This is a genomic window from Mesorhizobium newzealandense, from assembly GCF_042682145.1.
In the GTDB taxonomy this organism is placed as follows: Bacteria; Pseudomonadota; Alphaproteobacteria; order Rhizobiales; family Rhizobiaceae; genus Mesorhizobium; species Mesorhizobium newzealandense.
In genome coordinates this window covers 192,839-219,083 of the sequence record NZ_JBHUGZ010000023.1, presented here as the reverse complement: position 1 = coordinate 219,083, position 26,245 = coordinate 192,839, and the positions used below count along the sequence as shown (strand labels likewise).

Here is a 26,245-nt window from a genome sequence, read left to right as displayed (position 1 = left end):
TGCGGCTATCAGCTAAACACGCTTCCTCGAGAGAGACATCAATGTCCATCCAAGCCCCATGCGCTCCTTTAGCGCATGCTAATTGAATCGCGGCCGACGGCGACCGCTTCGTCCAATTGGATGTGTTTCCATTATATTAGCAATAGCGCATAAATACCCGCTACCGGCCGTTGCTGCGCCCCTCGGCGTTAGGATTAAGAATTGAGCTACTACTCAAAGCTCTATCATATCGATGGCCTCGTGCGCGCCATCGGGTGGAAGAAATCAGTCTCGGTACTGCTTCGCCGCGCCCTGGGAATCGGATCGGCGATGAAAGTTCGCTGTGGCAATCATGAATTGCTGATCAGGCCTACCGACAGCGACTTGTTTGTCATCTCCCAGGTTTTTGGGCATTGCGAATATGAAATCGGAAAAGCAGGCCAAAGCGCGCTTAACCGGCTCGCGACAGCATGGAGGCAAAGGGGGTTCATACCCGTTGTCGTGGATGCGGGCGCGAATGTTGGCTACTCGCCGATTTTCCTTAGAGACCAGTATCCTGATGCCATAGTGATAGCTATCGAGCCGGACCGCCAAGCTTATGAAGTGCTGATATCGAACTGCGACGGTCTAGGCTCAGGACCTATTAAATTGCTTGCGGAGATAGCGATCGGTTGATTCAATGGCGGCGCAAGGAGACGCTGTCATGAGTGATTTGATCTGGCTGTCGGAAGCGCAGATGCGCCGCATCGAGCCGTATTTCCCGTTGTCGCACGGAGTGCCTCGTGTTGATGATCGTCGGATCATCAGCGGCATCATTTTTGTGATCAGGAATGGCCTGCGGTGGCGCGATGCGCCTGCGCAATATGGCCCACCCAAAACGATCTACAATCGCTTCATTCGCTGGAGCAGGCTGGGCGTATTCAACAAGATTTTCGCGGCGCTCGCGGCGAAGGGCGGGAAACCCGACCAACTGATGATCGATGCGACCCACCTGAAAGCCCACCGGACGGCAGCAAGCCTGCTCAAAAAGGGGCTGTTCCCCGACGTATCGGACGCACCAAAGGCGGCCTGAACTCGAAGCTACACGCCGTCTGCGACGGCAAAGGCAGACCGCTGGTGATGCTGCTGAGTGAGGGGCAGATGAGCGACTACAAAGGCGCTGCCCTCATGATCGACGCTTTGCCCAGGGCCAAAGCCTTGCTCGCAGACAGGGGGTATGACGCCGACTGGTTCCGCGCCGCCCTTGCTGAACGCAAGATCGCCGCCTGCATCCCGTCAAAGGTCAATCGAAAGGTGCCGATCCCGCACGACGCCGCACTCTATCGACAGCGCCACAAGATCGAGAACATGTTCGGCAGGCTCAAGGATTGGCGGCGCATCCACACTCGCTATGACCGCTGTGCGCACACCTTCATGTCTGCCATCTGCATCGCAGCCACAGTCATCTTCTGGATCAATCAATGAGTCCTGAGCCTAGAGCAGATCATGCCTGTCTACGGCGCACTCTGGAGCCACGACGGTGAGGTTGCACTTGCCAACAGCGAGCGCCCTTCGTGGGCACGGGCCGTATCAGACGGGCGAGGTGTTCCGTCGGTCACCTTGCGGAGCCTTCTTGCCAAATTGCCCAGGACAAAATTGTTGATGCTGAAAATGGACATTGAAGGCGCGGAACTGGAGGCAACGCGTGACTGCGGCAAGGTCCTCAAGGATGTGCCGTGCATTATCGTCGAACCGCACGACTTTATGTTTCCCGGCCGAGGCTGCCTCACTTTCGTGTACTCGTTGTTTGGCGGAAGGAGCATCGACAGCCTGGTGAACGGCGAGAACCTGATATTCATATCGTCGGAACTTCTAGCACCTGAAGCGGTTTCACGGCGAACGCCAGGACGAAGGACAGCCAAGTCAGCGCAATAGGAGCGTTTTGCGCAGAATTAGATTTGCTTGCCAGCGTCATCGAGATCAGGAATATAATCCTTCTGCGGCGACCCCTTTCAACGGAGATCGCCATGCCCCAAAGACCCTGGCCGACACTCTGGCCGCCCGCGAAACGATGTATGTCCATTCGGGCACCCGGCGTGCTGCAAAATGACAAAGCTCGAATATCCAGGCTCTGGTAGAACGGCTCGGCGCCGATCATGGTTCGATGCACTGGGATCGGGTCGGCCCGTTCGGATACTCGGATTGCAAGGCAGCCGGCCGCAAGCGCAGGCCAGTGTTCTTTGCAGTCATACCCGATTACCAGGGCATCCAAGCGAAGCGCAATCGCGACTGGAAGCCGACTTTCGAACGACGATGAATAGCAGACGCCAGCGGAATATAAGAGACCTCTGATTGTTTCTGCCTGGCGGTAGGCGATGCCCCCCATCACCTGCCGAAGATCGGACCTCCGATCGGCCCGCGTTCTCCGCCAGAGGCGCGGGCTTCTTTAACACTAACCAGAGGCAGACATGACCGACAGGTCGGCCACCACCTACAAGACGTCGGCGATATGCCGGAAGAAACCTTGAGCGAGGAGCGCACCTAACGGCGTGGGTTTATCGCCGACCCGCACTACCGGGTCCAAAGCCGACCCAGTGGCCCGCTGCCTCACGGTACGGCGGCTTTTCATTCGAGCCTCGCCTAGTCAGCGCGTAGCTGCCGATAGCGCAGACGCCGAGCGTACGCCTGCGCTTGAGAAAACCACCAAGGCAAATATCAGCACAGCAGCAGCCACCATAAGCGAGCCGGCAGCGACGACAGGCTCAAGCGCTGTATAGCCTTCATGCAGCATGAGATACAGCGCCGGCAGCATGATCACCAATCCGACGTTATAGAGGCCGTAGTGGATCATTGCGATTTTCCGCTCTGCCTTGGCCGGGTTAAGCGCGTAGTACCCGCCGAATATTGCACTGGTGACCCATCCGAGCAGATTGATGTGAGCATGGGCCGGGAAGGAACCATGATCGCCGGAGATGGCCATTTGCAAGCCGGCGCCGATCCCCAGGATGAACCACACGACAGCCGTTTTAAAAAAGAGATCCGAAACCTTAGGCACGACACTTCCCTCCCAAAAATCCTGATTTCAATGTCGCTTTGCTATGCGTCAATGATTCTCATCGGACATCGTCGGAGCGATATTAGGGTTTCCTAAAATAGAAATGCAATCCAAATCAAAGACCGGGAACGGGACAGCGGCGATCCTTCAAGATAGGAGGAACCGGCCATGCAACGTGCGAGAGTCTGCCGCGCACCAAACGGCGACAAGAAATTCTAACCACCGGTTCTTTGGCGAAACGGCCCGCTGCCTGACGGTGGCGGGCTTTTTTGTTAGCCGCCAGTTAGCCGGAGCAAACTGACCGCCTCACCAGTTTAATACCCGAAATATTATCCGATTGGTTTTGCTTGATTATTTGGTGAGCGCGATGGGATTCGAACCCATGACCTACTGATTAAAAGTTCATTCCGAGCCGTTTTGCCAAGCCATTGCTTTCGTTCAGAATTTGTCGTGTCCGCTCATTAAGTTGTTGATTCGTAAGTGACATGTTTTGACAAATCATGACACTATGCGACAATGCCCGCATATGAACGTCCGTTTATTGGACGGACACAGTGCGGACACGAGAACCGGACATGTCTCTGAAACTCACCGATACCATCGTCGACAAACTGCCCCTTCCGTCTACCGGCAACAAGATCACCTATGACGACGACGTGAAGGGCTTCGGCATCCGCGTCACCGCTGGCGGCGCACGCTCGTTCATCCTGAATTACCGCACCCGGAGCGGCCTGGAGCGGCGATATACGATCGGCTCCCGACCCGATTGGAAAACCGGTCCTGCCCGTGAAGAGGCGAAGAGCCTAAAAAAGCAGATTGACGTCGGGGCCGACCCTATGGGCGAGGTTTCGGCCGCTCGGGAGGCAAAGACCGTCGCCGATCTCTGTGACCGCTTTGAAAAGGAACACCTCACCAAGAAACGGGATTCGACCGCTCGCGACTACAAGGCCCTGATCAAGAACCATGTCTTGCCGGCCCTCAGAAACAAGAAAGTGGCCGACGTCGAGTTTACCGACATTGACGGCCTGCACCGCAAGATTTCGAAGACGGCTCCCTATCTGGCGAACAGGACGGTGGCTGTGCTTTCGAAGATGTTTGGCCTCGCCATCAAATGGCGGTGGCGAACCGACAATCCAGCCAAGGGCATTGAGCGCAACGACGAGCAGAAGCGCCACCGCTATCTGTCCCCGGCCGAACTCTTGAAGCTCACCGAGGCGCTGACCAGGCTGGAGGACCAACAGGCGGCCAATATCTTCCGGCTCCTGCTGCTCACTGGCGCGCGCCGTGGCGAGGTTCAAGCGGCCAAGTGGGAACAGATTGACCTCGCCAGCGGCGTCTGGACAAAGCCAGGCGCCACGACAAAGCAGAAGACCATGCACAGGGTGCCATTGTCGGCCCCTGCCCGCGTGCTGCTCACCGCGCTTCGGGAAAAGGCCAAGGACGATGCGGTCTATGTGTTCCCCGGCCGTGGCTCCGATCACCGCGTCGAGATCAAAAACGAGTGGCGGGATGCGTGCGTTGCCGCTGGCATCGTCGAAAGCGAGATCGTCAAGGACAAGGTGGCGGTGAAGCCATCCGCGCGCATTCACGATCTGCGCCACACCTACGCATCCGTGCTGGCCAGCGCCGGCTTATCTCTGCCGATCATCGGTGCCTTGCTCGGCCATTCACAGCCCGCCACTACGGCGCGCTACGCCCATCTGATGGATGATCCTTTGCGACAGGCGACGGAGCGCGCTGCCGCGATCGTCACGGCCAAGGGCAACGGCGCGGAGGTTGTTCCGCTACACGCCGATAGCAAGCCATGATCAATGGATCGCCCCTACCTCTCGATCTTCCGGCCGACTGCCTCGTCGCGCCGAGGTCCCATGACGTCGCGACCGTCGGTGCCAGGATGTTATGGCCTGGTGACGAGTCGCTCAGGATGCGAGCCCTTGCCGCAGTGAGGACCGATCTTGATCTGATTTTGAATTTTCCCTCGCCGCAATCGATGGTCGAACGCCGAGATCTGATCAACCTGATCCGGTCCGTTGCGAAGCCGAAGGATTTCGAGAGCCAAATGAAAGAAGGTTTCAAGTGCGGGATGATTGCCGGGCAGATTCTCCTTGAGGCCGTTCTGCAGAATGGGACCGGCGACCTTTCGGCCACGAAGAAACGGATCGCTGCCGAATTTGTGAAGTCCCGCCAACGCCTTTCCGTTAAGACAATCGACAATGCGATTTGGAAACAATATCGATGCGTGGCACCTTACTGGGCAGCGCACATAACCTTCGGTCCAAGGCACAGCGTGGCGATACCTTGCCTGCCGATCGAGTTGCAGTCGTTCCTCGCGATGGTCGACCGATTTCGAGTGTTGGGAGAAACGGGACGGACGCGCCAGTCGCCGACGAAATCGATCCTGCGACCCAGTGAAACCGTGCCGATTAGATTTGTGGCCAGTGCTACCTGAAGTATTCCTGAAACCGGCCCTACAAACGGGAAAAGACCGGCCTTCTTTGTCGATATAAATAGTCCTGCATCGTCCACCAGCCATCGTTTGATGGCAACAAAGGAGATGCAGCATGCAAGGCTCTGGCTTACTGGCAGAGTACATTGACCGCCCCGGCCTCGCCGGAGAATTGAAGTCTTCCGAGCGCACCGTCGCGCGCTACGAAAACCTCCCCGACGGCTTGCCTAGCGTCACGATCGCAGGCCGCAAATACTATCACCTGCCCACCGTCAAAGAATGGCTCGCTCGTCGCATGACTAGGCCGAACCCCCGGAGGGCCGCGTGATGTTCCTCCCCGTCTTTGGCACCGCTACAGCTATGGTTTTCGTGCTGTTTGTCGTCGCGGGGGCGCTCTGATGACCGCCTTCTTCCAGCCTACCTCCGAGATGGTCGATGCGGTTGCCGAATGGCGCCAGCGCCACGCCGACGTCCGCGTCCACAAGCCGATCGTACCGCTGCTGGTCGAGCGGTTCGGCCTGAAGCCCCTGGAGGCAATCGCCGTCATCCGGGCTTCGAAGTCGGGAGGCGCCGATGCGACCTCCTAAAATGGAAAAACCGGTCGCGGGCTGGGCGACCGGCTTCCAAAAGTTCGACATGCTTCCCGGCAAAATCGATACTTCGGAAGATATCCACTTTCCGCACCTCCTTCAAGCGCGCCGCATCCATCGGCGGTTCGACGTCTCGTGGTCGCTGGCGCGTACCATCGCAGAACACGCCTTTGGCCAGATCGGCGGTGCCGCATGATCAGCACCATCGACACCCCACACCAGGTTCACATCGACTGGCTGCTGAAGAATGGCGTCACCACTTCGGCGATGGTCAATCCGTCGGCCATGCTTCTCGCCCAAGGTGAACGCGCGCCAGACGGTAGATTCGAGCCTGAAGAAAACGGGATGTTTTGGTTTGTGTTCGAGGAACTTGACGACGAGGTGTTTTGGCATCCGCGTTCAAACCGGCTCGCCACGCTGGACGGTCGCGCCTTCGCTCTTGGCCAGGATGCGATTTGGAACGCTTCGACGTACTCATTCGACGGCCATCTCAACATCTTTTCGGATCCCCTTGATTGGCTCCGCGCAAAGCGTGATGGATGCGTGGTGCTCGACTGGACACGGGCCTTCGACCGACTCGCGGGCGCGCCGCGCGTCTCTGTCGATGAAAAGGTGCTGTTCCTGTACCGGCGACACATGCACCCGCCGCAACTGCCCGAATTGTACGTGCTGCAGACTAACGGGAGAGCTGCAGCATGAAGGGCGCACCAATCCCGATTGAGAAGTATGATAACGACCCGTGGCGCTTCGTCGACTACGACGGTAAGCCACGCAAGGGTGGCTTTCTGGTGAAGGCAAATCCCTTCGTATGGCGCGAGCCGGCCGACATTCCTCCGCGCTGCTGGCTGTTCGGTGGTCACTACATCCGAGGGTATGTCACCGGCACCGTGGCGCCTGGCGGCATGGGCAAGACGTCCGTGGTGCAGACCGAAGCCCTGTCGATGGTGACAGGCCGCGACCTGCTCGGGATCAAACCCGAACTCACATCGCTCAAGGCCTGGATATGGAACCTCGAAGATCCGACCGAAGAGGTTGAACGACGCTTTGCCGCGTCGGTCGTGCATCACGAGATCAACCCGCAAGACCTCGCCGGCCGCATGTTCGTCAACTCGGGGCGCGACACGCCGCTGGTGATCGCCAGGAAGGTCAAGGATGCGATCACTGTTCTGGAACCTGTCATTGATGCCTTGGTGGCCGAGATCGTCGCCAACGGCATCGACGTATTGATTGTTGACCCTTTCGTCAGCAGCCACGGCCTGCCGGAGAACGACAACGCGGCGATAGATGCCGCAGTCAAGGCGTGGGGCCGCGTCGCCGGACGTGGCAACTGCTCCGTCGAGTTGGTGCACCATGCCCGCAAGCTCAATGGCGATACCATCTCGGCAGAGAGCGCACGCGGCGGAAGTGCCTTTGTAGACGGTTGCCGTGCCGTCCGCGTCATCAACCGCATGTCTGAAGAGGAAGCTACACGGCTTGGCATCGACGAGGCCAGGCGCTTTTTCTTCATGCTCGCCGACAAACAAAACATGGCGCCGCCTGCCGACAAGCGGGATTGGTATCAACTCGTGTCTGTGCCGCTTGCCAACGGCGACAATGTTGCGGCGGTAGACAAATGGACCCCGCCGAATCCGTTCGATGATGTGACCGTCGATCATCTCCGCCGCGTCCAGGCCACTCTTGCAAGCGGCGACTACCGGGAAAGCGAGCAATCGCCGGAATGGGGCGGCTCTGCCGTCGCCACAGTGCTGGACCTTGATATCGGCGCCGGCAGGAAGGCAAACGAGCGGACAGGCCAGCAGAGGGCCGCCAGGGCGAAGATCAAGCGCATCCTGCTCACATGGCAGGACACCGGCGCCATCACGATCGAAACCCGTCTGGACAGCAAGCGCAATGAGCGGCGCTACTATGCCTGCGGTGACCCGGCATGAAGAGGGATCATCCGTCATCTGCCTCACTGCCTCACCTAGTAGTGGGGCAAGGTGTGGCAATCGTGGCAAATGCACTGCCTCACCACCACCCTTATAGGGGTGTGGGGGTGTGGCGGGGCAGATTAAGCAGGGGAATTTCAGGTGGGGCAAAATCCCGACCATGCAGCCGCTGCCATAGTCGGCCGAAATGGTCTGACCGGAAGGTGTCGGTTGATGCCGCCAAGACGGAAACGTCGGCGCCCACCCCTCCGGGGGAGGGTAACTCTCTACCGGCGACCGACCCTTGGACCGCTCCGGGCCTTCGTTCGCATCGCGATCAAAAAACAAGGGGCCCCCTTCGGCCGCGTGAAAAATGGCAATTGAAGCGTTCCCAGGGGGGAAGGAAGCGCCTTTGCCCTTCGACCGCCGGGCTGTTTCGCGCAGAATTAGTCTTCGAAAAACTGAAATTGTTACGGTTTAGCACAACTCTGCCCCGCAGCGGTCTGCGCGGCGCCCGGCTTAGCGATGCGATTGCCCCCCTCCGGCCGGTTGTCCTCTGATGAAATCCGGCCTCACCATATCGAGCGAAGAGCGCAAGCGTGAACTCGCTGCTGAGCGGTCGCGGCGACGTCGGCGGCGTGAAAGGCGCGGTGAGTTCGTGTTGCCGTTCATCGCGACCGATGAGTTTGTCTGTTGGGCGATCGACCACGGCTGGGCCGACGAGACGCGGGCATGGGATCTTCCCATCCTCGCCAAAGCGCTCCGTCTGATCGTCGCTGAAGCGATGGCGGCGTCACGCGTGACGGACGGATCTGCCGAAACAGCGGTAAACATCGATGGAAGCCGATCGCCGGCCACGAGGAGACCGACCAATGCTCGCAAGAGTGTTCCCGATGACGAGTGAGACCCCGGAAGCAAAGGCCGATAGCATTCGCGAAGCCCTGAAGCTGCCAGCCAAGTCGAACGTGCTGAAGTTGGCCGAATCCGAGGTCGATCGTGTCCGCACCAGGCGGGCCGAACTGCGGGAACAGATCCACGCTGCCGCGAACGCGGGCGGCGCCTCAAACAAAGCCATCTTCAGTAGTTTGACTGCCGAACTGGAAGCCTTCGAACGTGGTGCCGCTCGGAAGGCATTCGAGGAACGCACTCGCCGCCGCGAGGAATTTAGCAAGCGCGCCATGACGGAAACTGCCGCTGCAGTCGCTGAATATCGCGAGGAGATGAACCGCCTGCTCGACGAGATGGAAGCGCTGAATTCTGCGGCCGTCGAACTGCTGGCGGCTTCGAACGCGAACGGTCTCGAATCGCTGTCGACGGTCAGGGCCTCGCTACCGTTGGCGCAAGTGCTTCGGACGGTTCGCCAGCTTCTCAACAACAACGGATCACTGTTCTGATGAGCAATCCTTACCCGATGCGCGGATCATTGCGGGCGGCTAAAGGGCGCGTCCAACAGCAGATAGACGACCTCCGGCGCGCGTCGGGCGCAAGTGCTACCGGTCAAGGTCGTCATTGCCCTGAGTGCGAGCCGGCTAAGACACATGACCCGGCGAACGGCTTGGCTGCTGCGCGCTCGTCACCGCCCATGACGAGTGCGCAGCAATCCGCCGAAGCGATCGTTGCTGTCGAGTTGGCGCGCATAGAGTTCGAACGGCTGTTGTGGCCAGGTGGCTTTGCGCCAAGACCAATCGGGAGGCGGCCATGACAACGGCCAACGCAATGAGATCGGCCGTCGTCGTGGCTGCAGATATCCACGTGGGCCAAAAGTCGCCGACCGTCGTTGATGTCGAGCGCACCTTGCCAATCGAGAATCCACAACAGGTAGGCACTGCGCTCGCAGGCCTGTCGGCAGCGCTCGTCGCAGCTGTAGACGGCGCGGACGACATCAGCCTGGAGATCGACGCTAACGCCAACGGGGTGCGCTATCGGTTCCGGTCATATCGAAGGAGCGCCAGATGAGCCTGCTGCTTCATATCGATGGCGAAGTGAATGCCAGCATGGTCGAGCGGGTGCGCAGAGATCTCGCAAGAGACCCGGCTGCCAACAGTCTCTCCCTGCTGATCAATTCGCACGGCGGCTCGATCGACGACGCCAAGAAGATCTACCACGCCATCCGGCAGCATCGTGCCGAAACCAAACGAGCGAGAGTGCTGGCACAGTGCGATAGCGCGGCTGTGATCGTTCTGATGGCGGCCGACTTCCGGCGCGCTCAATCGAATTCGCAGATCATACTGCATCCGACCTCGATCAACCCGACGGCCAGCGGACGCTGGACTGCACGGCGCTACACAGAAGCTGCGGCGCGGTGCCAACGACTGGACGATGAGATCTTGGACTTGATGACAGAGCGCACTGGTGCCAGCCGCGCAGCGCTCGCCCGCGAGGATGCGACCGAAAGCCCTACGCCGATCCCTTTGGCAATCAGCCTTGGCATCATCCATGCGGCGCCCGGCTATCCCTCACGTTGCTCATCGACATGGCCGGAAGCAGCAAGGGCAGTCATAAGAAGTGGTGCCGTGATTGGGTTACCGACGGTCCTTTTCTCGCCGGCTTTCTTTGCCGCCTGCAAAGCTTCGACACGGAGCGAGCCATGACCACCAGGGGGCGGGTAAATCCCTACCGGCATTGGGTGCCCCAACCGCTCCGGGGTCACGGAGAGAGTGCACGCGCGCGTTGAGTGATCTCCAGAAATTCAAGGGCTCGGTGAAATTCATGACGAAAAGAGGCAGGCCAAACCGTGCAGCAGCATCCGCCAAAGCCTTGGCAAAGGTGAACGTTGATGCCGTCAACCCGCTTCAAATTCTTCGCGAAATCGCCTCGGACAGTTCGGCGCCGGCATCAGCACGAGTAGCGGCGGCGAGAAGCTTGTTGGCGCACCTCGGCAAGCAGCCGGAACAAGGCACTGCGCCCGAACTCGACGCGGTCTCCCGGCGCGCGCTGCGCATCCTTGAAGGGGGCAGGAAATGAGACGGGAAGACGACGCAATTCCGATCTGCGGAACGCATCGAGGCGTGCCGTTGCATGATCAACAGAGCGAGAAGCGACTTGCCGTTGTTCGCGGCGAGATCGACATGGTGTTCGCGGAAACAAGCGTCGACCGGCTGGTGCAAGTCAGCGCATCCAAGATGCGGGCGCCGGAAGCAAGACTGCTTGCAGCGGCGAAAATCAAAGCCATTTTCGAACAATCAGCCAACGATCGAGAGAAACGGCCTGTGGTCGACCTCGCCTACGTCTCCGCATGCACAAGTTCGCTCGCGAGCAACAAGTGGCGCGACCGGGCATATTTTGGCAGTGCGCTTGAGCCAGGCCGCCCGCCCGGCGCGCTCGACAGGGTGCCTCGTGACGTCCCGCTGGAGCGCGGCCGCTGATGCCGCTCCTCGCCTTCACAGTGGCCGCTGCAACCGTGCTGGCGCTCGCCTGGTGGCCGCTTATGACGGCGATATTTGCCTTTTCAAACCGCTGGACAGGAACCCACACATGACCTTTCCATTTCCATCTGTGTCACCACGAACGTCGGCGCCCGCGTCGATATGGTCCCCGCTATCTCTCGGGGCGGCCTTGCTGGGCTGGTACAAAGCCGACGAGATAACCGGGTCTGATACTGATCCTCAATCAGGTTTTACGGATTCGTCCGGCAACGGCAACGATATGACCCAAGTGACGAGTGGGTCTCGTCCGACGCTGGCGACGGCCAATCTCAATGGCAAGAACGTCGTTCGGTTTAACGCCCCGGTTGCCAATCAATATTTCGATGTGCCGAACATCTTCTCCGGGAAGTCGTCCGGCTCGATGTACCTAGTGATAAAAAAGAACGCTGACCCGGCTGGCGCTGGCGGCGCCAACGCCGACCAATATACTGGCATTCATCGATTTGGCTCAGTGACCGGCACCGGCTCCAGTGGGCACATGACGTATACAGACGGGGTCATTTACTCGGAATTTGGCACAACGGTCAGGAAGACCGCCGGCAACCCGACGCCATCATTGGCATCCTGGCGGATCATCAGCATTCATAGCGCGGCCTCTGATCATGGCATTTTCATCGATGGTGGCGTCTACACGGCCGGCGTCGCGGCCCCGTTCTTCTCGACGGGGACCAATACCGTAGGGTTCGATTCATCTCCCAAATTTGGCCGGTCTGTCAGAGACCCCGCAGGAACTCCGATATTCAAATACATGGAAGGGTGGCTGGCCGAATGTCTTTTGATCGACGGCAAGCTTTCCACCGCCAATCAGCAGAACGTCGAAGGTTATCTGGCCGCAACTGCTCGATGGGCGCTTCAGGCAAATCTCGACGCAGCCCACCCGTACAAATCCAGCCCGCCGCCACCATGAGCCTCAACCCGGCGACGGCGCGCTGCTGTTGCACTGAGGAATGAGGCGGCCCGGCTGCCGGGGGCATCGGGGGGACGGCAGCCGGGCCATGCCGGTGATTCCTCCCCGGCGGCTGTAATCATGTCCTATATTAGCAGGAATGCAAATACGTACTTCCTTCCTGGCCTCGCGCCGTCGTGCTGGGCTGGCGTGGCCGTTCTGTACGGTTCCAACACACTCTTGCAGGCGCTTTTGACTCGAACTAGGTTCGCGCTTCGCGCTAGAGGGAGAGCGGAAACCATGCATAACAACGGCGTTGTCGATTCAGACCAACTGGCGATGCTGAAAACCATTCTTGACGAGCATTGCCAATCCTCCGGCATTGAAGCGGATAGCCTGGATCGGGAGGGCATAGCTAGTCGTTTACTGGCGCTTTTTATGTCTGGAGTGACCGGCATCGAAGATCTGAAGCAGGCGCTATCGGACCATCGCTTCAGCGCCTAGCAGGTTCTGGCTGCCAGGAGGGCTTGGGAGAGCGGCCCAACTTCTTCGATCATCTCGGATGCTGGAATGCGCGCCTCGCTCGCTGCCGAGCTAAGGTTGAATACATGGCTTCCCATGCTTAGACCTGTGAGGTCGGGATGGTTCAGACTTTCAGCAACGTAGCTGTCGAACAGTTTGCGAGCGCGATCGGACATCACACATCTCTTAGCTTCCGCTCAGGGTATATAAGCGCTTTCCCCTAGGCGAGCAAACGAGGATGGCGTTTTCGCCAACACTACCGGAATTGGCGCGTCACGCGCGCAGACCGCGGCGTCGCCATACTCGCTTTCGGCTGCGGCATGACTGTGCGGCAGTTCCGCAAGCTTCCGGCCGACAAGCAGGCGCTGGTCGAGCACGCTCATCTGGTGCTTTCCTCGCCATCCAACTGTTAGCCGCCCTAGGGCGTGAACTCATAAAAACGCAGCCAAGTCGGATGGAGGCGAGGGAGTCCGCTCGCCTACGGTTGCATCTCGTGATAAAATCAGCATCACACTTTAGCTTAAGTCCCGATCTGGGGGCCTCGCATGCCCTGCAGCAACGCGCTCGCTCCGTTCGTCATCGTCGCTCTCGTGGCCCTCGGTCCGCTGCCGGCTGGAGCACAGAACAATGCTGCGCCACCCCCGCCGGAGATCGCCGACAAGGTCCAGCTTTGCGCGACCTGTCACGGTGCGGATGGTCTCCCGGTTGTTCAGAACGTGCCGATCATCGCCGGCCAGCACAAGATCAATTTGCTGATAGTTTTGCAGGAATTTAGCAAGGGAAAGCGCACCAGCAACGTCATGGGGCCGATCGCTAAGAATCTTTCTAACCACGACATGGTTGCGCTTGCGGTCTACTTCTCTGCACTGCCCTGGCCCGCCTACCGCGACCCGGCCGACGCAGCGAGCATTACCCGCGTCCAAGCGCTCGACGTCCTGAAGACCTGCACCTCGTGCCACCAGGAGGGTTTCGTCGGACGCGCCAACACTCCGCGCGTCGCAAATCAGAAGCTGGACTACCTGATCAAAACCCTCTCCGACTTTCACGATAACAAGCGCCCAGACAAGGCCAGCATGACGACCTTGGTGCGCAATTTGTCGGCCGACGACATCGCTGCCATGGCTCACTATCTTGCCGGCCTCTGACGATCAGTAGTTCGGGGTCGGCGATCCACGAAATAGAGCCGCCGAAATAGCGATCAATGCGTTACCGCGATTGGCACCTCTTTGCCCACCTAAGCTATCCGTGCGCCGGTCATTTCTGGCCGTTTATGGGTTCACGGCCTAGGAGGGCGGTCCGCAGACATGCATAAACGCGAGAGCGCCCTCTGGAACGATGTTTTTTACCTCTACCGAATGCGCAGCGGCAGCCGAAATCGCATCGAGGTTTTTCTGCAATCGGTCGGTAATCGGCCGCACCTTGTCGCCGCCGACTTGCTCCAATTCGAATTTCAAAAGCGCCAGATCAAGCGCGGCGGTGTTGATGTCTCTGAGCGCTTTCATGTGAGTTTTGCGAGTCGGTCGCGCTAGCTATCAATTGCTGACGGATTAACTCGCACTGCTCGCGTGTAATCTCCATGGCGTGCCCATTGCCGACCGTCGCGCCGGCAAGCATGACGCCGATTGCCCATCGTTGAAACATTCCCCTTCGCCCTCCGAAGCGGTGGGCATCTTCGCGCCAAGGCCGTCGCATGGCAAGCGGGCTCCCCGAAGGGCAATGCCGAACGATCGTGGCGCTGGCCACAGGCGGGCGCCAGGACGCGCAAGGCGCTTCGGCGGTGTAGGAGAGCGGCGGGGGGAGACGCGCGCTGGCGGGTCCGCTGTGGAACCTAATGCCCGCCTTCGCATTGTGTCGGCCATAAGTAGCGGGATCGAGCATGAGAAGCTTAGGCGTATGGGTAGCAGTCGTCACGTTCGCCGTGGCGATGCTTTAACCTGCTCCAAGGGGTTTGGTTCGATCAAAATGTAGGTTTCTGGGCATGCGTCCGTATATGGCCGGTAAGGGCAGCCAACGTCTTTCGCTTTTCGATCTCGATGCTTTACGCGAGGCATTCACGAAGTCTGTCCGCGAACACAACGTCAAAGATGCCGATTGGGGCGAACACGCAAGGCTGTTCATTCAACAGGTAGCCGAAATCGACCGCCGCGACGAAAACGCGACCGATCCTGACGAAGGAAATTCGTAAAGGGAAATGGCCGGTGTTGTTGGGGTGCTTTTGGGGGCGACCACACCGGCCACCTGCGGTGGGGCTCTGATTCCTTCCTCCCGCACTGATTAACCTATGGGCATATCAGCGATCATGCAACACATCTAAAGGTTGCCGGGATTTCGGCCTAAGTCTTCCGCATCCTCACCACCAGCGCCGCCGCATGATGCCCGCTCTTGCCTTCACCGCAGATCGTGATGGCGCTCGCGCGTGGTGGCCGGGATGATGCAGCAGACGACCAACGGCAATTCGGGGATCGTGGCGGCGTCGTTCTGAGCGCCGCGTGATGGCTGCTAGGCTCAATCCAAGGGCACGGAAATCATGTACTCTTCCATGCAACGCAGCTCTCGGCCCTTCTTCTTCATTTTGCTTAGCTTGCGCTCGCAGGCTGCTCGAGACGCGAAATCGTCCTCAATGATGACGTAGTGGACGTTGGGGCTGAGCGCGTCCACTAGTTCCATGATGGCGAAGTCGTCAGTGTCACCGTCTGCCTTGGCGCTGTTCACCCACGTCAGCGCAATCAAGGCGATCATCAGTTTCTTCATACCAGTCTGCCTCAAACCCCGGCTTGCTCAATAGTACCAGCAGCGATAGTAGCCGCAGCGGTAATATGGACGATAGTATGGGCCGCTGCTGGCCGCTGCTGCCGCGACACCCACGACCGCAGCGCCTACGAATGCCGCTGCGATCGCCTGGTTTTGGGCGACCCTGCGCTGCTCACGTTGCCCAGATTGCTGCATCATGCAGGTGATGAATAGTTGCGTGCCTGGCGCAATTCCGTACATCCGACAGGTATTGTTATCCTGCAGCGCGGCCACCTGTGGTGATGTCGTCTCGCAACCGGACAGGACTGTTGCGGCCATCATGATGATAGCCGCGGTCGAAATCCACCGCATGGGTTTTCCCCCTCCATCCGTGCAGATGGCGCCCCCGCTATCCCACACGTCGAGGCATACAAGCACCTGCCGAACGGCGCGGCAAGTTAATCGTTACCAAAAGGTTAATAGCCGGGCAACTTTTGTTGGCGTTTGTCAGCCTGGAAGGGCCTCATTACTTGGGTTACCACCCCGTAAAGCCACCAGCGGACAAATAGTCGATAGGCTGTTGCCGGCGCTCGCCTTCATCGCCTCGTGCGCCGTCGTGCTGGCGCTGGCGTGGCCGCCGTACTTGATCGACCTGGGTTGACCTTTCGCCGAGGTCGTGGTCCCTTTGCAAAAAAAGGAGGGAACCAACCCCCATGAAGAAGCTGAATCACAAATCAGTCAAAAAGGTCCGAAGCGAGCTGAGCGTTATCCAAGGCGGTATATGCTGCTATTGCAAGCGACCGTTCGAGGAAACCGGACCTAGGCGAGTCACACTCGAACACAAGACTGCCCAAATGTATGGCGGCACGAACGAGCGGTCTAACCTGGCCGCCGCCTGCCATGGGTGCAACCACAATCGGGGTCGGCAGATGAATGCCGCCAAACAGCGCAAAGAGGCTGGGACGCGGCGTTGAACGACATAACGTCGCTCAATGCGGTGATCACCGCGATGTCAGCCTAATAGGCGGAGAGGCAACGCCAACACCGACCGTCCCCTGAAGAGGCGGCCCGGCTGTGGTGGTTGCTTACCAGCAACCGGGCCTTGCCCTGGTGGCACGTTCCAATGGGTGACTAAAACGGCAACCAAGTCCCTCCCGCCGGAGAGTTCACGTCCAGCCGCCTGATGGTGTTCCAATATTAGCGGCAACGCAAATACGCCTTTGGTGTAGGACAGCGGCGAAGGGAAACGCGCGCTGGCGGGGCTCTACGCGCCGCTCCCGGCTGCAAGCTGCGCTTGCGTTCATATCAGACAAGCCTAATGTAATTCATGATCTGGCCATTGAGGGGTTGCGGCGGCGCATTCGGGTTGGGCGCTATCATCGCCGCAGCCTGCGCTTCCGGAACGCCATTGGCATCGGCACATGATAATGACTGGTACGAAAAACGGTGCTGCCATGACGAGCATTGCGAACCGATTGCAGATGGCGCCGTTCACGAAACAAGCAAGGGCTTCAAAGTGCCGTCCGGCGAGTTGCTGCCTTACGGGGACGGCAGGGTGCGTCAGTCACACGACATGCGTTTCCACTGGTGCCATGCCCAGAAATCAACGGTAGGCCGGCATCGTCAATTCCCATCTGGCAACCCTGACAGTACGATCTGCCTGTACGTGCCGCCTAAGTCATTCTGACATTCCAGGCGCGCTTGACGATTTCAGCCCTTCCGCAGCCTCACCCCGGCGCCGCCGCCATTTTCAGGGATGAACTCGACGCCAGCCGCTTCGAGGGCCTGACGAAGATCGAGCAGCGTTCGATCGTAGGGCGCTCGCTTTCCCGCCTCGAAATTTGCGATCGTGGCCTTTGCTACCTTTGACGAGGTGGCGAGATGATCCTGCGACCATGCGATAAGTGCCCGAGCGGCGCGGCATTGGGATGGCGTCACAAATGCAACCTTATATCAAAAGTGTTGACTAGAATTGCGGTATAGCCTTATACCATTGGTGTAAAGTTATCGCAACTTGGAGAAAACACCAATGCCGAACAGCACTGTTCCGGCAGCCGGCGAAGCTATGCCCGCTGCCGAGGAAATAGCTTTCATCGGAAGATTTTCCGGACGAGTCCTGATCGTGCAGCGGAGGGCGTCATGACCTACGCCGCCATATGCCTGCTGCTTGCCGCAGCGAGCCTCCGCACGCGCCTTGTGCGGCTCCACCTCGCCTTGAGGCTCCTACGCCTCTCCAATGCCCTCCATGACGCTGGAGCGCGTGTTCTTGAGCATGTCGAACGGGAGATGGGCCAATGACCACCACCATGACCAGACGCGCAGCTTTCGGCGCAATAGCCTCCCTGCCGGCCATAGGAGCCGCTGTAGCGGCTTCGTCCGCACCGGTGCCGGCAACTGCCGACGAGGCGGAGATCAAGCGCCAGAAGGCTTCGCCGGAACTTCGCGCCGTGATCAAGGCGCACAGGGATGCCGACGCTTATTGGAAAAGCGTTTGCACCTGCACCGACTCTGCCATCCTCGGCCGTGAGGCGACAGCCGAGGAACACCAGAAATGGGAAGACGCCAACGACGGCGAATATTCAGCGCTCTGGGATGTCTGCCGTTTTCCCGCCCGGTCGACGGCCGACCTTGCCGCGAAGGGTCGCCACCTTAAGAAATATCACTCTTGGCACGCTGGTGATCTGGACAGCGGACAGGTACGCGCCCTGCTTCTGTCCATGTCGCTGGTCGGGAAGGGTGGTGCGGTATGACCCTCGACCAACTGGTTGATACGGGAGACTTCCCGATTGGGGCCACGCGCCGTTCGATCGAAGATAGGATCGAAAAGCTGATCGAACTGCTCGACATCGTAGACGACGATGTTGACCTAGAAGACACCGCCGACGACGAGCCGTCGCTAGGAGGCTATGGAGGCGATGACCGCGAGTTGGACAACGCCGACGACGAGGACGACGGCACGGAGGAGCCGACCCTGGGCGCGCCAGAGCGTCATCCACGTTCGTACGACATCGACCCGCTCAGTGGGCTCGCATTGCCTCGCAGCGGCTTCCTGCGGCCCGAGCCGGGCAAGTCGCAAGAGCATTGGGCGGACGGTGCGCGCGGCGATCATGAACGCGAAGCCGATGCTGACTTTGAGGCAGAACACGATCCCGAAACCGTCATGTGGGGCGATGACATCAAGTCGCAGGAAGTGCTGGTGACGCTATGAGGCACATCCTCTCCAAGCAGTATCCGGGCAACGAAGGCGTGGACGTAATGGACCATGCCCTCGATCTTATCCGCGTCGCACGGCTCGCCATCAACGCCTTCGAAGCAGATCCCTCCAACGTGTCAAAGGATGAAATGGCGTCAATCGCCTATGTCCTCATCTACGCGCAAGACATTCTCAAGCCGCTGCGCGAAGGGCTGAATAAGGCGGGGTTGGCATCCGAGAATTAACCGGAAACTGGTTGACGACATTGGCCCGGCGGCTTCGGCTTCTGGGCCTTTTCATGTTTGTGGCGGAAAAGTCACGCAACTCGAATATCCAGAGCTGCAACCGGCGCGAGCTTATTATCCAACTAAGCGAGGCGTACCTTTGTTCACGGGCAAAGGGGACGCGCCCGACACTCCTCCCGAATTAGCGCCCGCTGCCTGCTCCCTGGGTGGCGGGCCTTTTTTCTTGCCCAACAGCACCCATATTCGGGCTGCGGCACCGTTCAATCTGGAGGCCGCGCCATGTCCACCAAGACGATCGCAGAAGCCATCCACGCGGGCGAGACCCCAGCCGAGGCTACCTTTTCGAGCAGGGCCACGCCTCCCATAGGGCCACAATTGCGAGCGTGAAGGCATTCCGTTGCCGGCTTTCGGGATGCGTAGCCAGATAATTGCAGAGCACGTCTTCGGCCTGTTTGTCTGTCACACCGTTCGGCACACAAACCAACCGTTTCGCCGTTAACGGGTTTCCGGTCGCGGCACCGATGGCCGCCACTCCGGCGCCCTGCTCATCAGCGGCCGCCATGGCATAGCCGCGGGCGACCAATCTGCCGCCCTCGCCTCGACTCGTGCAGTACTCATTCATCCCATTGCCATCGACAAAGGCGCCGGCATGGGCACCGGTCGAATCGACGACCAAAGCCAGGCCAATCAAAATCGCGGTCGCGCTTGCATTTGATCGTCGCAAGGTCCTTCTCCAAGCGTGGTCGACATCCCGAGTGTGGCACGAAGCTTTAGGAAATCAATAAGACTGACCGTGGATCACCATCCGGGCTTGATTTTTGCGGACATAGTGCGGACACAGATTTTCACTTGCGCACAGAACCGCCCCCACCTCTTGCAAGTGTCTGATTTTGCTTTGATTTTGGTGAGCGCGATGGGATTCGAACCCATGACCTACTGATTAAAAGTCAGTTGCTCTACCGGCTGAGCTACGCGCTCCCGCGGGCTCTAAACGCCGCCCTCGAAATTGCGCGGAACATAGGGAGAGTGCCTCGACCGGTCAACCGGAAAAAGAACATCGGCAAGCCAAGCTTGTCCCGACAATGCCATGTCGCCTGCCAGGCAGTTCGACCAGGACATCGAGGTCCGTCCAGAGCCGCCAAACGAACGATCCCTGGTGCCATTGCCAGGCCAAAGAAATATTACAAATCAGCAACTTGATATTTTTGCCCGGAACAATCGCCCGGCTCGCCCGTTCTCCAACCACAAGGGACGTCAACCACCCTTTCAAGGAGAAGATTGTGAACAAGATCATGTCGGGTATGCTGGCGGCCACTTTGTCCGTTTCGTTTGTAGCGGCCGCGATTCCGGCCAATGCCGCTCAGATGTTCGTGCCGCAGGCACCGGAGGCCTCATCCAATATCCTGAACGTCGAAGCCCGCAACGGTGATTTCAAATGGCGCCATAACCGCCATGGCAACCGCAACTTCGGCGTTCGTCGTAACTTTGCCCGAAACAATGACGGCGGCGCCTACTGGAATGGTCATCGCGGCTATCGTGAGTACCATCGCGGCTATCGTCGCCATGGCGACAACTGGTTCCCGCTGGCTGCCTTCGCGACGGGCGCCCTGATCACCGGCGCGATCATCAACAGCGAGAACAATCGTGTCTACGAAGGCAACTCGCATGTGCAGTGGTGCTATGACCACTATCGCAGCTACCGCTCTTCGGACAACACGTTCCAGCCGAATTACGGCCCGCGTCGGGAATGCCGTTCCCCCTATTGATCCGCGCATGAATACAAGTAGCTCACAGATGTTGAGTAGGCCTGCGCCAGAGTGGCGCGGGCCTTTCTCTTTTCAGTCATGGCGAGCCAGCGTCAGCCTGCCCAGCTGACGCTCTTGATGATGAGATAAAGCGCACCGCCTTCACCACGCGGTGATCGGTACGCTCCAAGGGCATCGCAAATTCGAACCGTTGCACCGGTCAATTCCCAACCGAGCGCTTCTAGATCACTGTTCGCATCCGTCACGTAAGCCTGAGCCAGCTCGTCAATGCTGTTCTTCTCGCCGAAGGATCGAGCCAGCTTGGAGTCGCTGAGGAGTTCGTCGGGTAAATCTAGATTTGCCCAGGCCCAGAGCCAGTTGTCTGCCCTGGCGCTCGTGGAGCCGGCGATCTGGATCTCTGCGATCACCTTGATCGCCCGTCCTTGGAGAACAGGAGCTTTCCGGTCGTCATGTCATAGTCATAGCGTGACCAGCTGCCGAGGCGGAATTCCTTCTGCAAGCGGTCATTCCTGGCATTCAGCTGCTCGAGAGCTTCGTCGCGCCAAGCAGGATACCAGTCTGGTTTCATTCCCCTCGCCCTGTCTGATGTAGCTGCCTATTGCACACTCAGAGTCCTGCGCACAGCATCGCGCCAGCCTGCCAGTTTGGCGGAGCGCATGGAGCTCTCCATATCCGGCTGGAAGCGCCGCTCGAGCGCCCAGCTTTTCGCAAACTTCTTGGCATCCGGCCAGACGCCTGCCTTCGAGCCGGCCAGCCATGCGGCGCCGAGCGCCGTCGTCTCCAGAATAGTCGGACGGTCGACCGGCGCATCGAGGATGTCGGCCAGGCGCTGCATGGTCCAGTCCGACGCCACCATGCCGCCATCGACTCTGAGTACGGTCTTGGCCGAAGCACCCTTCCAGTCCTTGCGCATGGCTTCGAGCAGGTCGCGCGTCTGGTAGGCGACGGATTCCAGAGCGGCGCGTGCGAACTCGGCCGGTCCGGAATTGCGCGTCAGGCCGAAAATGGCGCCGCGGGCTTCGGCATCCCAATGCGGTGCACCGAGTCCGACAAAGGCCGGCACGAGATAAACATTCTGCGTTGGATCAGCCTCGGCCGCCAATTTGCCGCTCTGCTCGGCCTTGCCGATCACCTTGATGCCATCGCGCAGCCATTGCACGGCAGCCCCGGCGATGAAGATCGAGCCCTCCAGCGCATAGGTCGTCTTGCCATCCAGCCGATAGGCAATGGTGGTCAGCAACCGGTTCTTCGAGCGCACCAGGTCGCTGCCGGTGTTAAGCAGCGCAAAACAGCCGGTGCCGTAGGTCGACTTCATCATGCCTGGCTCAAAGCAGGCCTGGCCGATGGTCGCGGCGTGCTGGTCGCCGGCAACGCCGAGGATTCTTATCTCGGCGCCAAAGAGATTTTTCTCCGTGATTCCAAAGTCATCGGCGCAGTCTTTTACCCCAGGAAGCATTTTGGCCGGGATTTTGAGGATAGCCAGCAGCTCATCGTCCCAGGCATTCTCAGCGATGTTGTAGACCAGCGTGCGCGAGGCGTTGGTGGCGTCGGTGGCATGGACCTTGCCGCCGGTCAGCCGCCAGATCAAAAAACTGTCGATGGTGCCGGCCAGCAATTCGCCCTTCTCGGCGCGTTTTCTCGCACCTTTCACCTTGTCCAACATCCAGGCGATCTTGGTGCCGGAAAAATAGGGATCGAGCAGCAGGCCGGTTTTTTTCGTGAATTTCTTCTCCAGCCCTTGCTTCTTCAGCTTCTGGCACAGCGGCGCGGTGCGCCGGTCCTGCCAGACGATGGCATTGTGGATGGGCTTGCCGGTCGCCCTGTCCCAGATGACGACGGTTTCGCGCTGGTTGGTGATGCCGAGCGCGGCCACCTCGGAAGCATGTCGGCCAGCCTGCTTCAGCGCCGCCTTCACGGTCGATACGACGCTCGCCCAGATATCCTCGGGATCATGCTCGACCCAGCCGGAGGCCGGATAGTGCTGCGTGAATTCCTTCTGCCCGCTGCCGACAACCTTCATCTGGCCGTCGAACAGGATCGCCCGGGTGGATGTCGTTCCCTGGTCGATTGCCAGCACAAAACCGCTCATTCCCACGTCCTCCGCCTTGATACAAACAGGGGAGACGGCAACATGCCGCCTCCCCCAATGTCACACGGGCGCGAATGCCCGCATAGGACAGTCTTACTTCTGCCAGCTCTTCACCAGTTCATCGTAGTTGATGGTGATCGGCTTTTCCTTCTCGTTCTCGATCTTCAGCTGAGGTGCGAGATGGCCGTTCTTGACCGCGTCGGCGTTCCAGTAGGCGAGATCATGCTCTTCGGCCATCTTCGGGCCGATATCGCCCTGGATGCCGGCCTTTTCCAGGCGTTCCATGACCTTTTCCTGCTCGGAGCAAAGCGAGTCCATCGCCTCCTGCGCCGTCTTGGCACCCGACGACGCATCGCCGATCGCCTGCCACCAGAGCTGTGCCAGCTTCGGATAGTCAGGCACGTTGGTGCCGGTCGGCGACCACTGAACACGCGCCGGCGAGCGGTAGAACTCGATCAGGCCGCCGAGCTTCGGAGCGCGTTCCGTGAAGCTCTTGTCCTGGATCGTCGACTCGCGGATCAGCGTCAAGCCGACATGGCTCTTCTTCACGTCGACCGTCTTCGACACGACGAACTGCGCATAGAGCCAGGCGGCCTTGGCGCGATCGTCAGGCGTGGACTTGAGAAGCGTCCATGAACCCACGTCCTGGTAGCCGAGCTTCATGCCGTCCTTCCAGTAGACGCCATGCGGCGAGGGAGCAAAGCGCCATTTCGGGGTGCCGTCCGCGTTGACGACCGGCAGCCCTTCCTTGACGAAGGAGGCGGTGAAGGCAGTGTAGGTGAACATCTGCTGCGCGACCATGCCCTGCGACGGGACGGGGCCGGATTCGCCGAACGTCATGCCCTGGGCTTCCGGCGGCGCATAGGCCTTCAACCAATCCAGGTACTTCTGGATCGAATACACGGCTGCCGGGCCGTTGGTGTCGCCGCCGCGCGCGACGCACGAACCGACGGGCTGCGACTTCTCGTTGACCTTGATGCCCCATTCGTCGACCGGAAGACCGTTCGGCAGGCCCTTGTCGCCATTGCCGGCCATGGATAGCCAGGCATCGGTGAACCGCCAACCGAGCGACGGATCCTTCTTGCCGTAGTCCATGTGGCCATAGACCTTCTTGCCGTCGATCTCACGGCCGGTGAAGAACTCGGCGATGTCCTCATAGGCCGACCAGTTGACCGGAACGCCGAGGTCGTAGCCGTACTTGGCCTTGAAGTCGGCCTTGTTCTTCTCGTCGTTGAACCAGTCGTAGCGGAACCAGTAGAGGTTCGCGAACTGCTGGTCGGGCAGCTGGTAGAGCTTGCCGTCAGGCGCGGTCGTGAACTTGGTGCCGATGAAGTCGGCGAGGTCGAGGTTCGGGTTGGTGACGTCCTTGCCCTCGCCCGCCATCCAGTCGGTCAGGCTGCGCGCCTGCTGGTAGCGCCAGTGGGTGCCGATCAGATCGGAGTCGTTGACGTAGGCGTCGTAGATATTCTCGCCCGACTGCATCTGCGTCTGCAGCTTTTCGACGACATCGCCTTCGCCGATCAGATCGTGGGTGATCTTGATGCCGGTGATCGCGGTGAAGGCGGGCGCCAAAACCTTGGACTCATAGCTATGCGTATCGATGGTCTCGGAGACCACCTTGATGTCCATGCCGGCGAAAGGCTTCGCGGCATCGACGAACCACTGCATCTCGGCTTCCTGGGCGCCGCGATCGAGCGTCGACAAGTCCTTGATCTCGGTATCGAGGAAGGTCTTGGCTTCATCCATTCCGGCGTAGGCCTGGCCTGCTCCCCAGAGCAGGACAAGCGCAGTCGTTGATGTTAAAAATTGCCTTCGCATTTCGTTTCCTCCACTTTTCAGTTTCAAGTACGAACTGGAGCGGCGTCGGCACGCGGCCGCTCCAACAGTTTCCCCCTCTATACGTAGCGGAACACGCCGACGGCGTAGACTACGGAGAGAGCGAGAGCCCACCACAGGTTGGGTCCGACAAGACCCAGCCAAGCGAGATGGATAAAGGCGCTGCCGAGCAGCGAAACAAAGAGGCGGTCGCCGCGCGTCGTCTCGAAGCGCAGGACGCCGACCCGGGGGTTGCCGCCGGGCGAGGCGTATTCCCAGACCGCCATGCCGCAGAGCAGCACCAGGATCGTACTGAAAAACAGCGCCGTTGGCAGCGTCCATGCCATCCAGGTGAGATTCATAGGTGTTTCTCCATCGCCACTCGCTTCGCCAGGTCACCGTTTTCGGCGGCGTAGGCGACAATATTGATCAAGCCGGAGAGATGCATAAACGCGTGCCATAGGGTGGTGTCGTCGTTGGGGCCTTTGACCTCTGCCCGCACATCGTTGAGATCGTCGTACACGTCGCCCATCACTAACGCCGGAGGTCCGAGTTCGAACGCGTCAGCAAAATAGACCTTCCAGTACTGACTTTGTCTCACATGGATGCTGTCAACGCCTTGACCTTCCAGACTATCGAATAGGCTGTTGGTCAGGTGGCGCAGTTCTGAGATCTTGATATCCGCTTCCACCATCATACCCTCCCCAGGGCAAAGCCCTTGGCGATGTAATTGCGGACGAACCAGATCACGAGCGCGCCTGGAAGGATGGTGAGCACGCCGGCGGCGGCGAGCACGCCCCAGTCGAGCCCGGAGGCCGAGACCGTGCGCGTCATGATCGCCGCGATCGGCTTGGCGGCGGTCGTGGTCAAGGTGCGCGCGATCAGCAGCTCGACCCATGAGAACATGAAGCAGAAGAAGCAGGCCACGCCGACGCCGCTTGCGATCAGCGGCATGAATATCCTGAGGAAGAAGCGCGGAAAGGAATAGCCATCGATATAGGCCGTCTCGTCGATCTCCTTGGGCACGCCGGACATGAAACCTTCGAGGATCCAGACCGCCAGCGGCACGTTGAACAGGCAGTGCGCCAATGCCACCGCGATGTGCGTGTCGATCAGGCCGAAGGCCGAATAGAGCTGGAAGAACGGCAGCGCGAACACCGCCGGCGGCGCCATGCGGTTGGTCAGGAGCCAGAAGAAGAGGTGCTTGTCGCCGAGGAACCGGTAGCGCGAGAAAGCGTAGGCCGCCGGCAGCGCCACCGAAACCGAGATCACCATGTTCATGACGACATAGATGATCGAATTGATGTAGCCCTTGTACCAGGACGGGTCTGTGAAGATCACTATGTAGTTGGCGATGGTCGGGCTCTTCGGCCACAGCGAAAAGGCGCCCAGTATCTCCTGATTGGTCTTGAAGCTCATATTGACCAGCCAGTAGATCGGCAGCATCAGAAAGATGATGTAGATCGTTGGCACCAACCACCAGAATCGGGATTCTTCGCCGCGCCGGCGCATCAGCCGCGCAAGCTGGTCCTGCGACAAGGTGCTGGTGAGCCCGTCCGAAACCGCCGTCTCACGCACTCGGTCCTGCCTCGTCGTTCCTTCATTGGCGCCGCTCATT

General features: G+C 59.5%; 37 protein-coding genes, 1 tRNA gene and 1 pseudogene. 24 read left to right on the top strand and 15 right to left on the bottom strand.

What is annotated here, in order from left to right; translation table 11 throughout:
* The first annotated feature begins 201 nt into the window (after positions 1–201).
* The 3 genes from ACFSOZ_RS30825 (at position 202) to ACFSOZ_RS30815 (ending at position 1,893) form a co-directional block, all read left to right on the top strand.
* Complete coding sequence (locus ACFSOZ_RS30825) at positions 202–654, top strand: class I SAM-dependent methyltransferase (protein WP_379104338.1); 453 nt, start codon at positions 202–204, stop codon at positions 652–654.
* A gap of 28 nt (positions 655–682) precedes the next feature.
* Positions 683–1,443 (top strand): IS5 family transposase gene (locus tag ACFSOZ_RS30820; RefSeq protein WP_379104336.1). Its coding sequence is split into 2 segments (ribosomal slippage): positions 683–1,016 and positions 1,016–1,443, totalling 762 coding nucleotides; the frame shifts between segments, so codons are not numbered across the junction.
* A gap of 21 nt (positions 1,444–1,464) precedes the next feature.
* Positions 1,465–1,893, top strand: a complete 429-nt coding sequence (locus ACFSOZ_RS30815) for an FkbM family methyltransferase (RefSeq protein ID WP_379104334.1) — start codon at positions 1,465–1,467, stop codon at positions 1,891–1,893.
* Between the two features lie 709 nt (positions 1,894–2,602).
* Here the strand turns inward: ACFSOZ_RS30815 and ACFSOZ_RS30810 are convergent.
* On the bottom strand, positions 2,603–3,013 hold the full coding sequence (locus tag ACFSOZ_RS30810; protein ID WP_379104333.1) for a hypothetical protein: 411 nt from the start codon (positions 3,011–3,013) through the stop codon (positions 2,603–2,605).
* A 575-nt stretch (positions 3,014–3,588) separates the two neighbouring features.
* Between ACFSOZ_RS30810 and ACFSOZ_RS30805 the strand changes: the two genes are divergently transcribed.
* The 14 genes from ACFSOZ_RS30805 to ACFSOZ_RS30740 all read left to right on the top strand — a co-directional run bounded on the left by ACFSOZ_RS30805 (position 3,589) and on the right by ACFSOZ_RS30740 (position 12,771).
* Positions 3,589–4,821 carry a tyrosine-type recombinase/integrase gene (locus ACFSOZ_RS30805; RefSeq protein ID WP_379104331.1) on the top strand — a complete coding sequence of 411 codons (1,233 nt, stop codon included), beginning with the start codon at positions 3,589–3,591 and terminating at the stop codon, positions 4,819–4,821.
* A 116-nt stretch (positions 4,822–4,937) separates the two neighbouring features.
* The gene (locus ACFSOZ_RS30800) at positions 4,938–5,462 is read left to right on the top strand and encodes a hypothetical protein (protein WP_379104329.1); all 525 of its coding nucleotides are present in this window, start codon (positions 4,938–4,940) and stop codon (positions 5,460–5,462) included.
* Between the two features lie 395 nt (positions 5,463–5,857).
* Positions 5,858–6,046 (top strand): hypothetical protein, encoded by a 189-nt coding sequence (locus ACFSOZ_RS30795; protein WP_379104327.1) that lies wholly within the window; start codon positions 5,858–5,860, stop codon positions 6,044–6,046.
* A 1-nt stretch (position 6,047) separates the two neighbouring features.
* Entirely contained in the window at positions 6,048–6,245 is a 198-nt protein-coding gene (locus ACFSOZ_RS30790) for a hypothetical protein (RefSeq protein WP_379104325.1), read from the top strand.
* Positions 6,242–6,748, top strand: coding sequence for a hypothetical protein (locus tag ACFSOZ_RS30785; RefSeq protein ID WP_379104322.1), 507 nt, complete (start codon positions 6,242–6,244; stop codon positions 6,746–6,748). Before ACFSOZ_RS30790 ends, ACFSOZ_RS30785 begins: the two co-directional genes overlap by 4 nt.
* Positions 6,745–7,977 carry an AAA family ATPase gene (locus ACFSOZ_RS30780; protein WP_379104320.1) on the top strand — a complete coding sequence of 411 codons (1,233 nt, stop codon included), beginning with the start codon at positions 6,745–6,747 and terminating at the stop codon, positions 7,975–7,977. The genes ACFSOZ_RS30785 and ACFSOZ_RS30780 overlap by 4 nt, the downstream gene beginning before the upstream one ends.
* A gap of 538 nt (positions 7,978–8,515) precedes the next feature.
* Positions 8,516–8,860, top strand: coding sequence for a hypothetical protein (locus ACFSOZ_RS30775; protein ID WP_379104318.1), 345 nt, complete (start codon positions 8,516–8,518; stop codon positions 8,858–8,860).
* Positions 8,829–9,350 carry a hypothetical protein gene (locus ACFSOZ_RS30770; protein WP_379104316.1) on the top strand — a complete coding sequence of 174 codons (522 nt, stop codon included), beginning with the start codon at positions 8,829–8,831 and terminating at the stop codon, positions 9,348–9,350. Before ACFSOZ_RS30775 ends, ACFSOZ_RS30770 begins: the two co-directional genes overlap by 32 nt.
* Before the next feature lie 304 nt (positions 9,351–9,654).
* Entirely contained in the window at positions 9,655–9,912 is a 258-nt protein-coding gene (locus ACFSOZ_RS30765; protein WP_379104314.1) for a hypothetical protein, read from the top strand.
* The gene (locus ACFSOZ_RS30760; protein WP_379104312.1) at positions 9,909–10,547 is read left to right on the top strand and encodes an ATP-dependent Clp protease proteolytic subunit; all 639 of its coding nucleotides are present in this window, start codon (positions 9,909–9,911) and stop codon (positions 10,545–10,547) included. Before ACFSOZ_RS30765 ends, ACFSOZ_RS30760 begins: the two co-directional genes overlap by 4 nt.
* 79 nt (positions 10,548–10,626) lie before the next feature.
* On the top strand, positions 10,627–10,920 hold the full coding sequence (locus tag ACFSOZ_RS30755) for a hypothetical protein (RefSeq protein ID WP_379099950.1): 294 nt from the start codon (positions 10,627–10,629) through the stop codon (positions 10,918–10,920).
* Positions 10,921–11,024: 104 nt separating this feature from the next.
* Positions 11,025–11,321, top strand: a complete 297-nt coding sequence (locus tag ACFSOZ_RS30750) for a hypothetical protein (protein WP_379099947.1) — start codon at positions 11,025–11,027, stop codon at positions 11,319–11,321.
* 190 nt (positions 11,322–11,511) lie between these two features.
* A complete protein-coding gene (locus ACFSOZ_RS30745) occupies positions 11,512–12,288 on the top strand; it encodes a hypothetical protein (protein ID WP_379104309.1) in 777 nt (258 codons plus the stop codon).
* A gap of 279 nt (positions 12,289–12,567) precedes the next feature.
* The gene (locus ACFSOZ_RS30740) at positions 12,568–12,771 is read left to right on the top strand and encodes a hypothetical protein (protein WP_379104307.1); all 204 of its coding nucleotides are present in this window, start codon (positions 12,568–12,570) and stop codon (positions 12,769–12,771) included.
* Here the strand turns inward: ACFSOZ_RS30740 and ACFSOZ_RS30735 are convergent.
* On the bottom strand, positions 12,768–12,965 hold the full coding sequence (locus ACFSOZ_RS30735; RefSeq protein WP_379104305.1) for a hypothetical protein: 198 nt from the start codon (positions 12,963–12,965) through the stop codon (positions 12,768–12,770). The two genes, ACFSOZ_RS30740 and ACFSOZ_RS30735, sit on opposite strands and share 4 nt — an antisense overlap.
* A 21-nt stretch (positions 12,966–12,986) precedes the next feature.
* A complete protein-coding gene (locus ACFSOZ_RS30730) occupies positions 12,987–13,172 on the bottom strand; it encodes a hypothetical protein (protein ID WP_379104304.1) in 186 nt (61 codons plus the stop codon).
* Positions 13,173–13,334: 162 nt separating this feature from the next.
* Here ACFSOZ_RS30730 and ACFSOZ_RS30725 point away from each other — a divergent pair, with 162 nt between their 5' ends.
* Positions 13,335–13,934: a c-type cytochrome gene (locus ACFSOZ_RS30725; protein WP_379104302.1), complete on the top strand. Its 600-nt coding sequence runs from the start codon at positions 13,335–13,337 to the stop codon at positions 13,932–13,934.
* 138 nt (positions 13,935–14,072) lie between these two features.
* On the opposite strand, the gene ACFSOZ_RS30720 is transcribed toward ACFSOZ_RS30725, so the two are convergent.
* Complete coding sequence (locus ACFSOZ_RS30720) at positions 14,073–14,291, bottom strand: hypothetical protein (protein WP_379104300.1); 219 nt, start codon at positions 14,289–14,291, stop codon at positions 14,073–14,075.
* Positions 14,292–14,779: 488 nt separating this feature from the next.
* On the opposite strand from ACFSOZ_RS30720, the gene ACFSOZ_RS30715 reads away from it, so the two are divergent.
* Positions 14,780–14,974, top strand: a complete 195-nt coding sequence (locus ACFSOZ_RS30715; RefSeq protein ID WP_379104298.1) for a hypothetical protein — start codon at positions 14,780–14,782, stop codon at positions 14,972–14,974.
* A gap of 320 nt (positions 14,975–15,294) precedes the next feature.
* Here the strand turns inward: ACFSOZ_RS30715 and ACFSOZ_RS30710 are convergent, their stop codons facing one another.
* Together ACFSOZ_RS30710 and ACFSOZ_RS30705 are read right to left on the bottom strand one after the other, a co-directional pair.
* On the bottom strand, positions 15,295–15,540 hold the full coding sequence (locus ACFSOZ_RS30710; RefSeq protein ID WP_379104295.1) for a hypothetical protein: 246 nt from the start codon (positions 15,538–15,540) through the stop codon (positions 15,295–15,297).
* 27 nt (positions 15,541–15,567) lie between these two features.
* Positions 15,568–15,891, bottom strand: a complete 324-nt coding sequence (locus tag ACFSOZ_RS30705; RefSeq protein ID WP_379104293.1) for a hypothetical protein — start codon at positions 15,889–15,891, stop codon at positions 15,568–15,570.
* 341 nt (positions 15,892–16,232) lie between these two features.
* On the opposite strand from ACFSOZ_RS30705, the gene ACFSOZ_RS30700 reads away from it, so the two are divergent.
* On the top strand, positions 16,233–16,493 hold the full coding sequence (locus tag ACFSOZ_RS30700) for an HNH endonuclease (protein ID WP_379104291.1): 261 nt from the start codon (positions 16,233–16,235) through the stop codon (positions 16,491–16,493).
* A gap of 736 nt (positions 16,494–17,229) precedes the next feature.
* Here the strand turns inward: ACFSOZ_RS30700 and ACFSOZ_RS30695 are convergent.
* Positions 17,230–17,457: a helix-turn-helix domain-containing protein gene (locus ACFSOZ_RS30695; RefSeq protein ID WP_379104289.1), complete on the bottom strand. Its 228-nt coding sequence runs from the start codon at positions 17,455–17,457 to the stop codon at positions 17,230–17,232.
* A gap of 356 nt (positions 17,458–17,813) precedes the next feature.
* On the opposite strand from ACFSOZ_RS30695, the gene ACFSOZ_RS30690 reads away from it, so the two are divergent.
* From ACFSOZ_RS30690 to ACFSOZ_RS30680, 3 genes are read left to right on the top strand one after another with little or no spacing between them, the layout of a single operon-like run.
* On the top strand, positions 17,814–18,269 hold the full coding sequence (locus ACFSOZ_RS30690) for a hypothetical protein (protein ID WP_379104287.1): 456 nt from the start codon (positions 17,814–17,816) through the stop codon (positions 18,267–18,269).
* On the top strand, positions 18,266–18,727 hold the full coding sequence (locus ACFSOZ_RS30685) for a hypothetical protein (RefSeq protein WP_379104285.1): 462 nt from the start codon (positions 18,266–18,268) through the stop codon (positions 18,725–18,727). The genes ACFSOZ_RS30690 and ACFSOZ_RS30685 overlap by 4 nt, the downstream gene beginning before the upstream one ends.
* Positions 18,724–18,957 (top strand): hypothetical protein, encoded by a 234-nt coding sequence (locus tag ACFSOZ_RS30680; RefSeq protein WP_379104283.1) that lies wholly within the window; start codon positions 18,724–18,726, stop codon positions 18,955–18,957. Before ACFSOZ_RS30685 ends, ACFSOZ_RS30680 begins: the two co-directional genes overlap by 4 nt.
* A gap of 334 nt (positions 18,958–19,291) precedes the next feature.
* On the opposite strand, the gene ACFSOZ_RS30675 is transcribed toward ACFSOZ_RS30680, so the two are convergent.
* Together ACFSOZ_RS30675 and ACFSOZ_RS30670 are read right to left on the bottom strand one after the other, a co-directional pair.
* A complete protein-coding gene (locus ACFSOZ_RS30675) occupies positions 19,292–19,681 on the bottom strand; it encodes a Rap1a/Tai family immunity protein (RefSeq protein ID WP_379104281.1) in 390 nt (129 codons plus the stop codon).
* Between the two features lie 178 nt (positions 19,682–19,859).
* Positions 19,860–19,935 (bottom strand) — tRNA-Lys (locus tag ACFSOZ_RS30670).
* A gap of 302 nt (positions 19,936–20,237) precedes the next feature.
* Here ACFSOZ_RS30670 and ACFSOZ_RS30665 point away from each other — a divergent pair.
* Complete coding sequence (locus tag ACFSOZ_RS30665; RefSeq protein WP_379104279.1) at positions 20,238–20,723, top strand: BA14K family protein; 486 nt, start codon at positions 20,238–20,240, stop codon at positions 20,721–20,723.
* A gap of 92 nt (positions 20,724–20,815) precedes the next feature.
* Here ACFSOZ_RS30665 and ACFSOZ_RS30660 read toward each other — a convergent pair.
* The 6 genes and pseudogenes from ACFSOZ_RS30660 to ACFSOZ_RS30635 form a co-directional block, all read right to left on the bottom strand.
* Positions 20,816–21,291 (bottom strand): annotated as a pseudogene (locus ACFSOZ_RS30660) (DUF6882 domain-containing protein).
* A 27-nt stretch (positions 21,292–21,318) separates the two neighbouring features.
* Positions 21,319–22,812, bottom strand: coding sequence for a glycerol kinase GlpK (gene glpK, locus ACFSOZ_RS30655; protein WP_379104277.1), 1,494 nt, complete (start codon positions 22,810–22,812; stop codon positions 21,319–21,321).
* A gap of 93 nt (positions 22,813–22,905) precedes the next feature.
* Positions 22,906–24,630: an ABC transporter substrate-binding protein gene (locus ACFSOZ_RS30650; RefSeq protein ID WP_379104275.1), complete on the bottom strand. Its 1,725-nt coding sequence runs from the start codon at positions 24,628–24,630 to the stop codon at positions 22,906–22,908.
* 77 nt (positions 24,631–24,707) lie between these two features.
* Positions 24,708–24,989 (bottom strand): DUF2160 domain-containing protein, encoded by a 282-nt coding sequence (locus ACFSOZ_RS30645; protein ID WP_379104273.1) that lies wholly within the window; start codon positions 24,987–24,989, stop codon positions 24,708–24,710.
* Positions 24,986–25,321, bottom strand: a complete 336-nt coding sequence (locus ACFSOZ_RS30640) for a hypothetical protein (protein WP_379104271.1) — start codon at positions 25,319–25,321, stop codon at positions 24,986–24,988. Before ACFSOZ_RS30640 ends, ACFSOZ_RS30645 begins: the two co-directional genes overlap by 4 nt.
* The gene (locus tag ACFSOZ_RS30635) at positions 25,321–26,244 is read right to left on the bottom strand and encodes a carbohydrate ABC transporter permease (RefSeq protein ID WP_379104269.1); all 924 of its coding nucleotides are present in this window, start codon (positions 26,242–26,244) and stop codon (positions 25,321–25,323) included. The genes ACFSOZ_RS30640 and ACFSOZ_RS30635 overlap by 1 nt, the downstream gene beginning before the upstream one ends.
* Position 26,245: the final 1 nt, after the last annotated feature.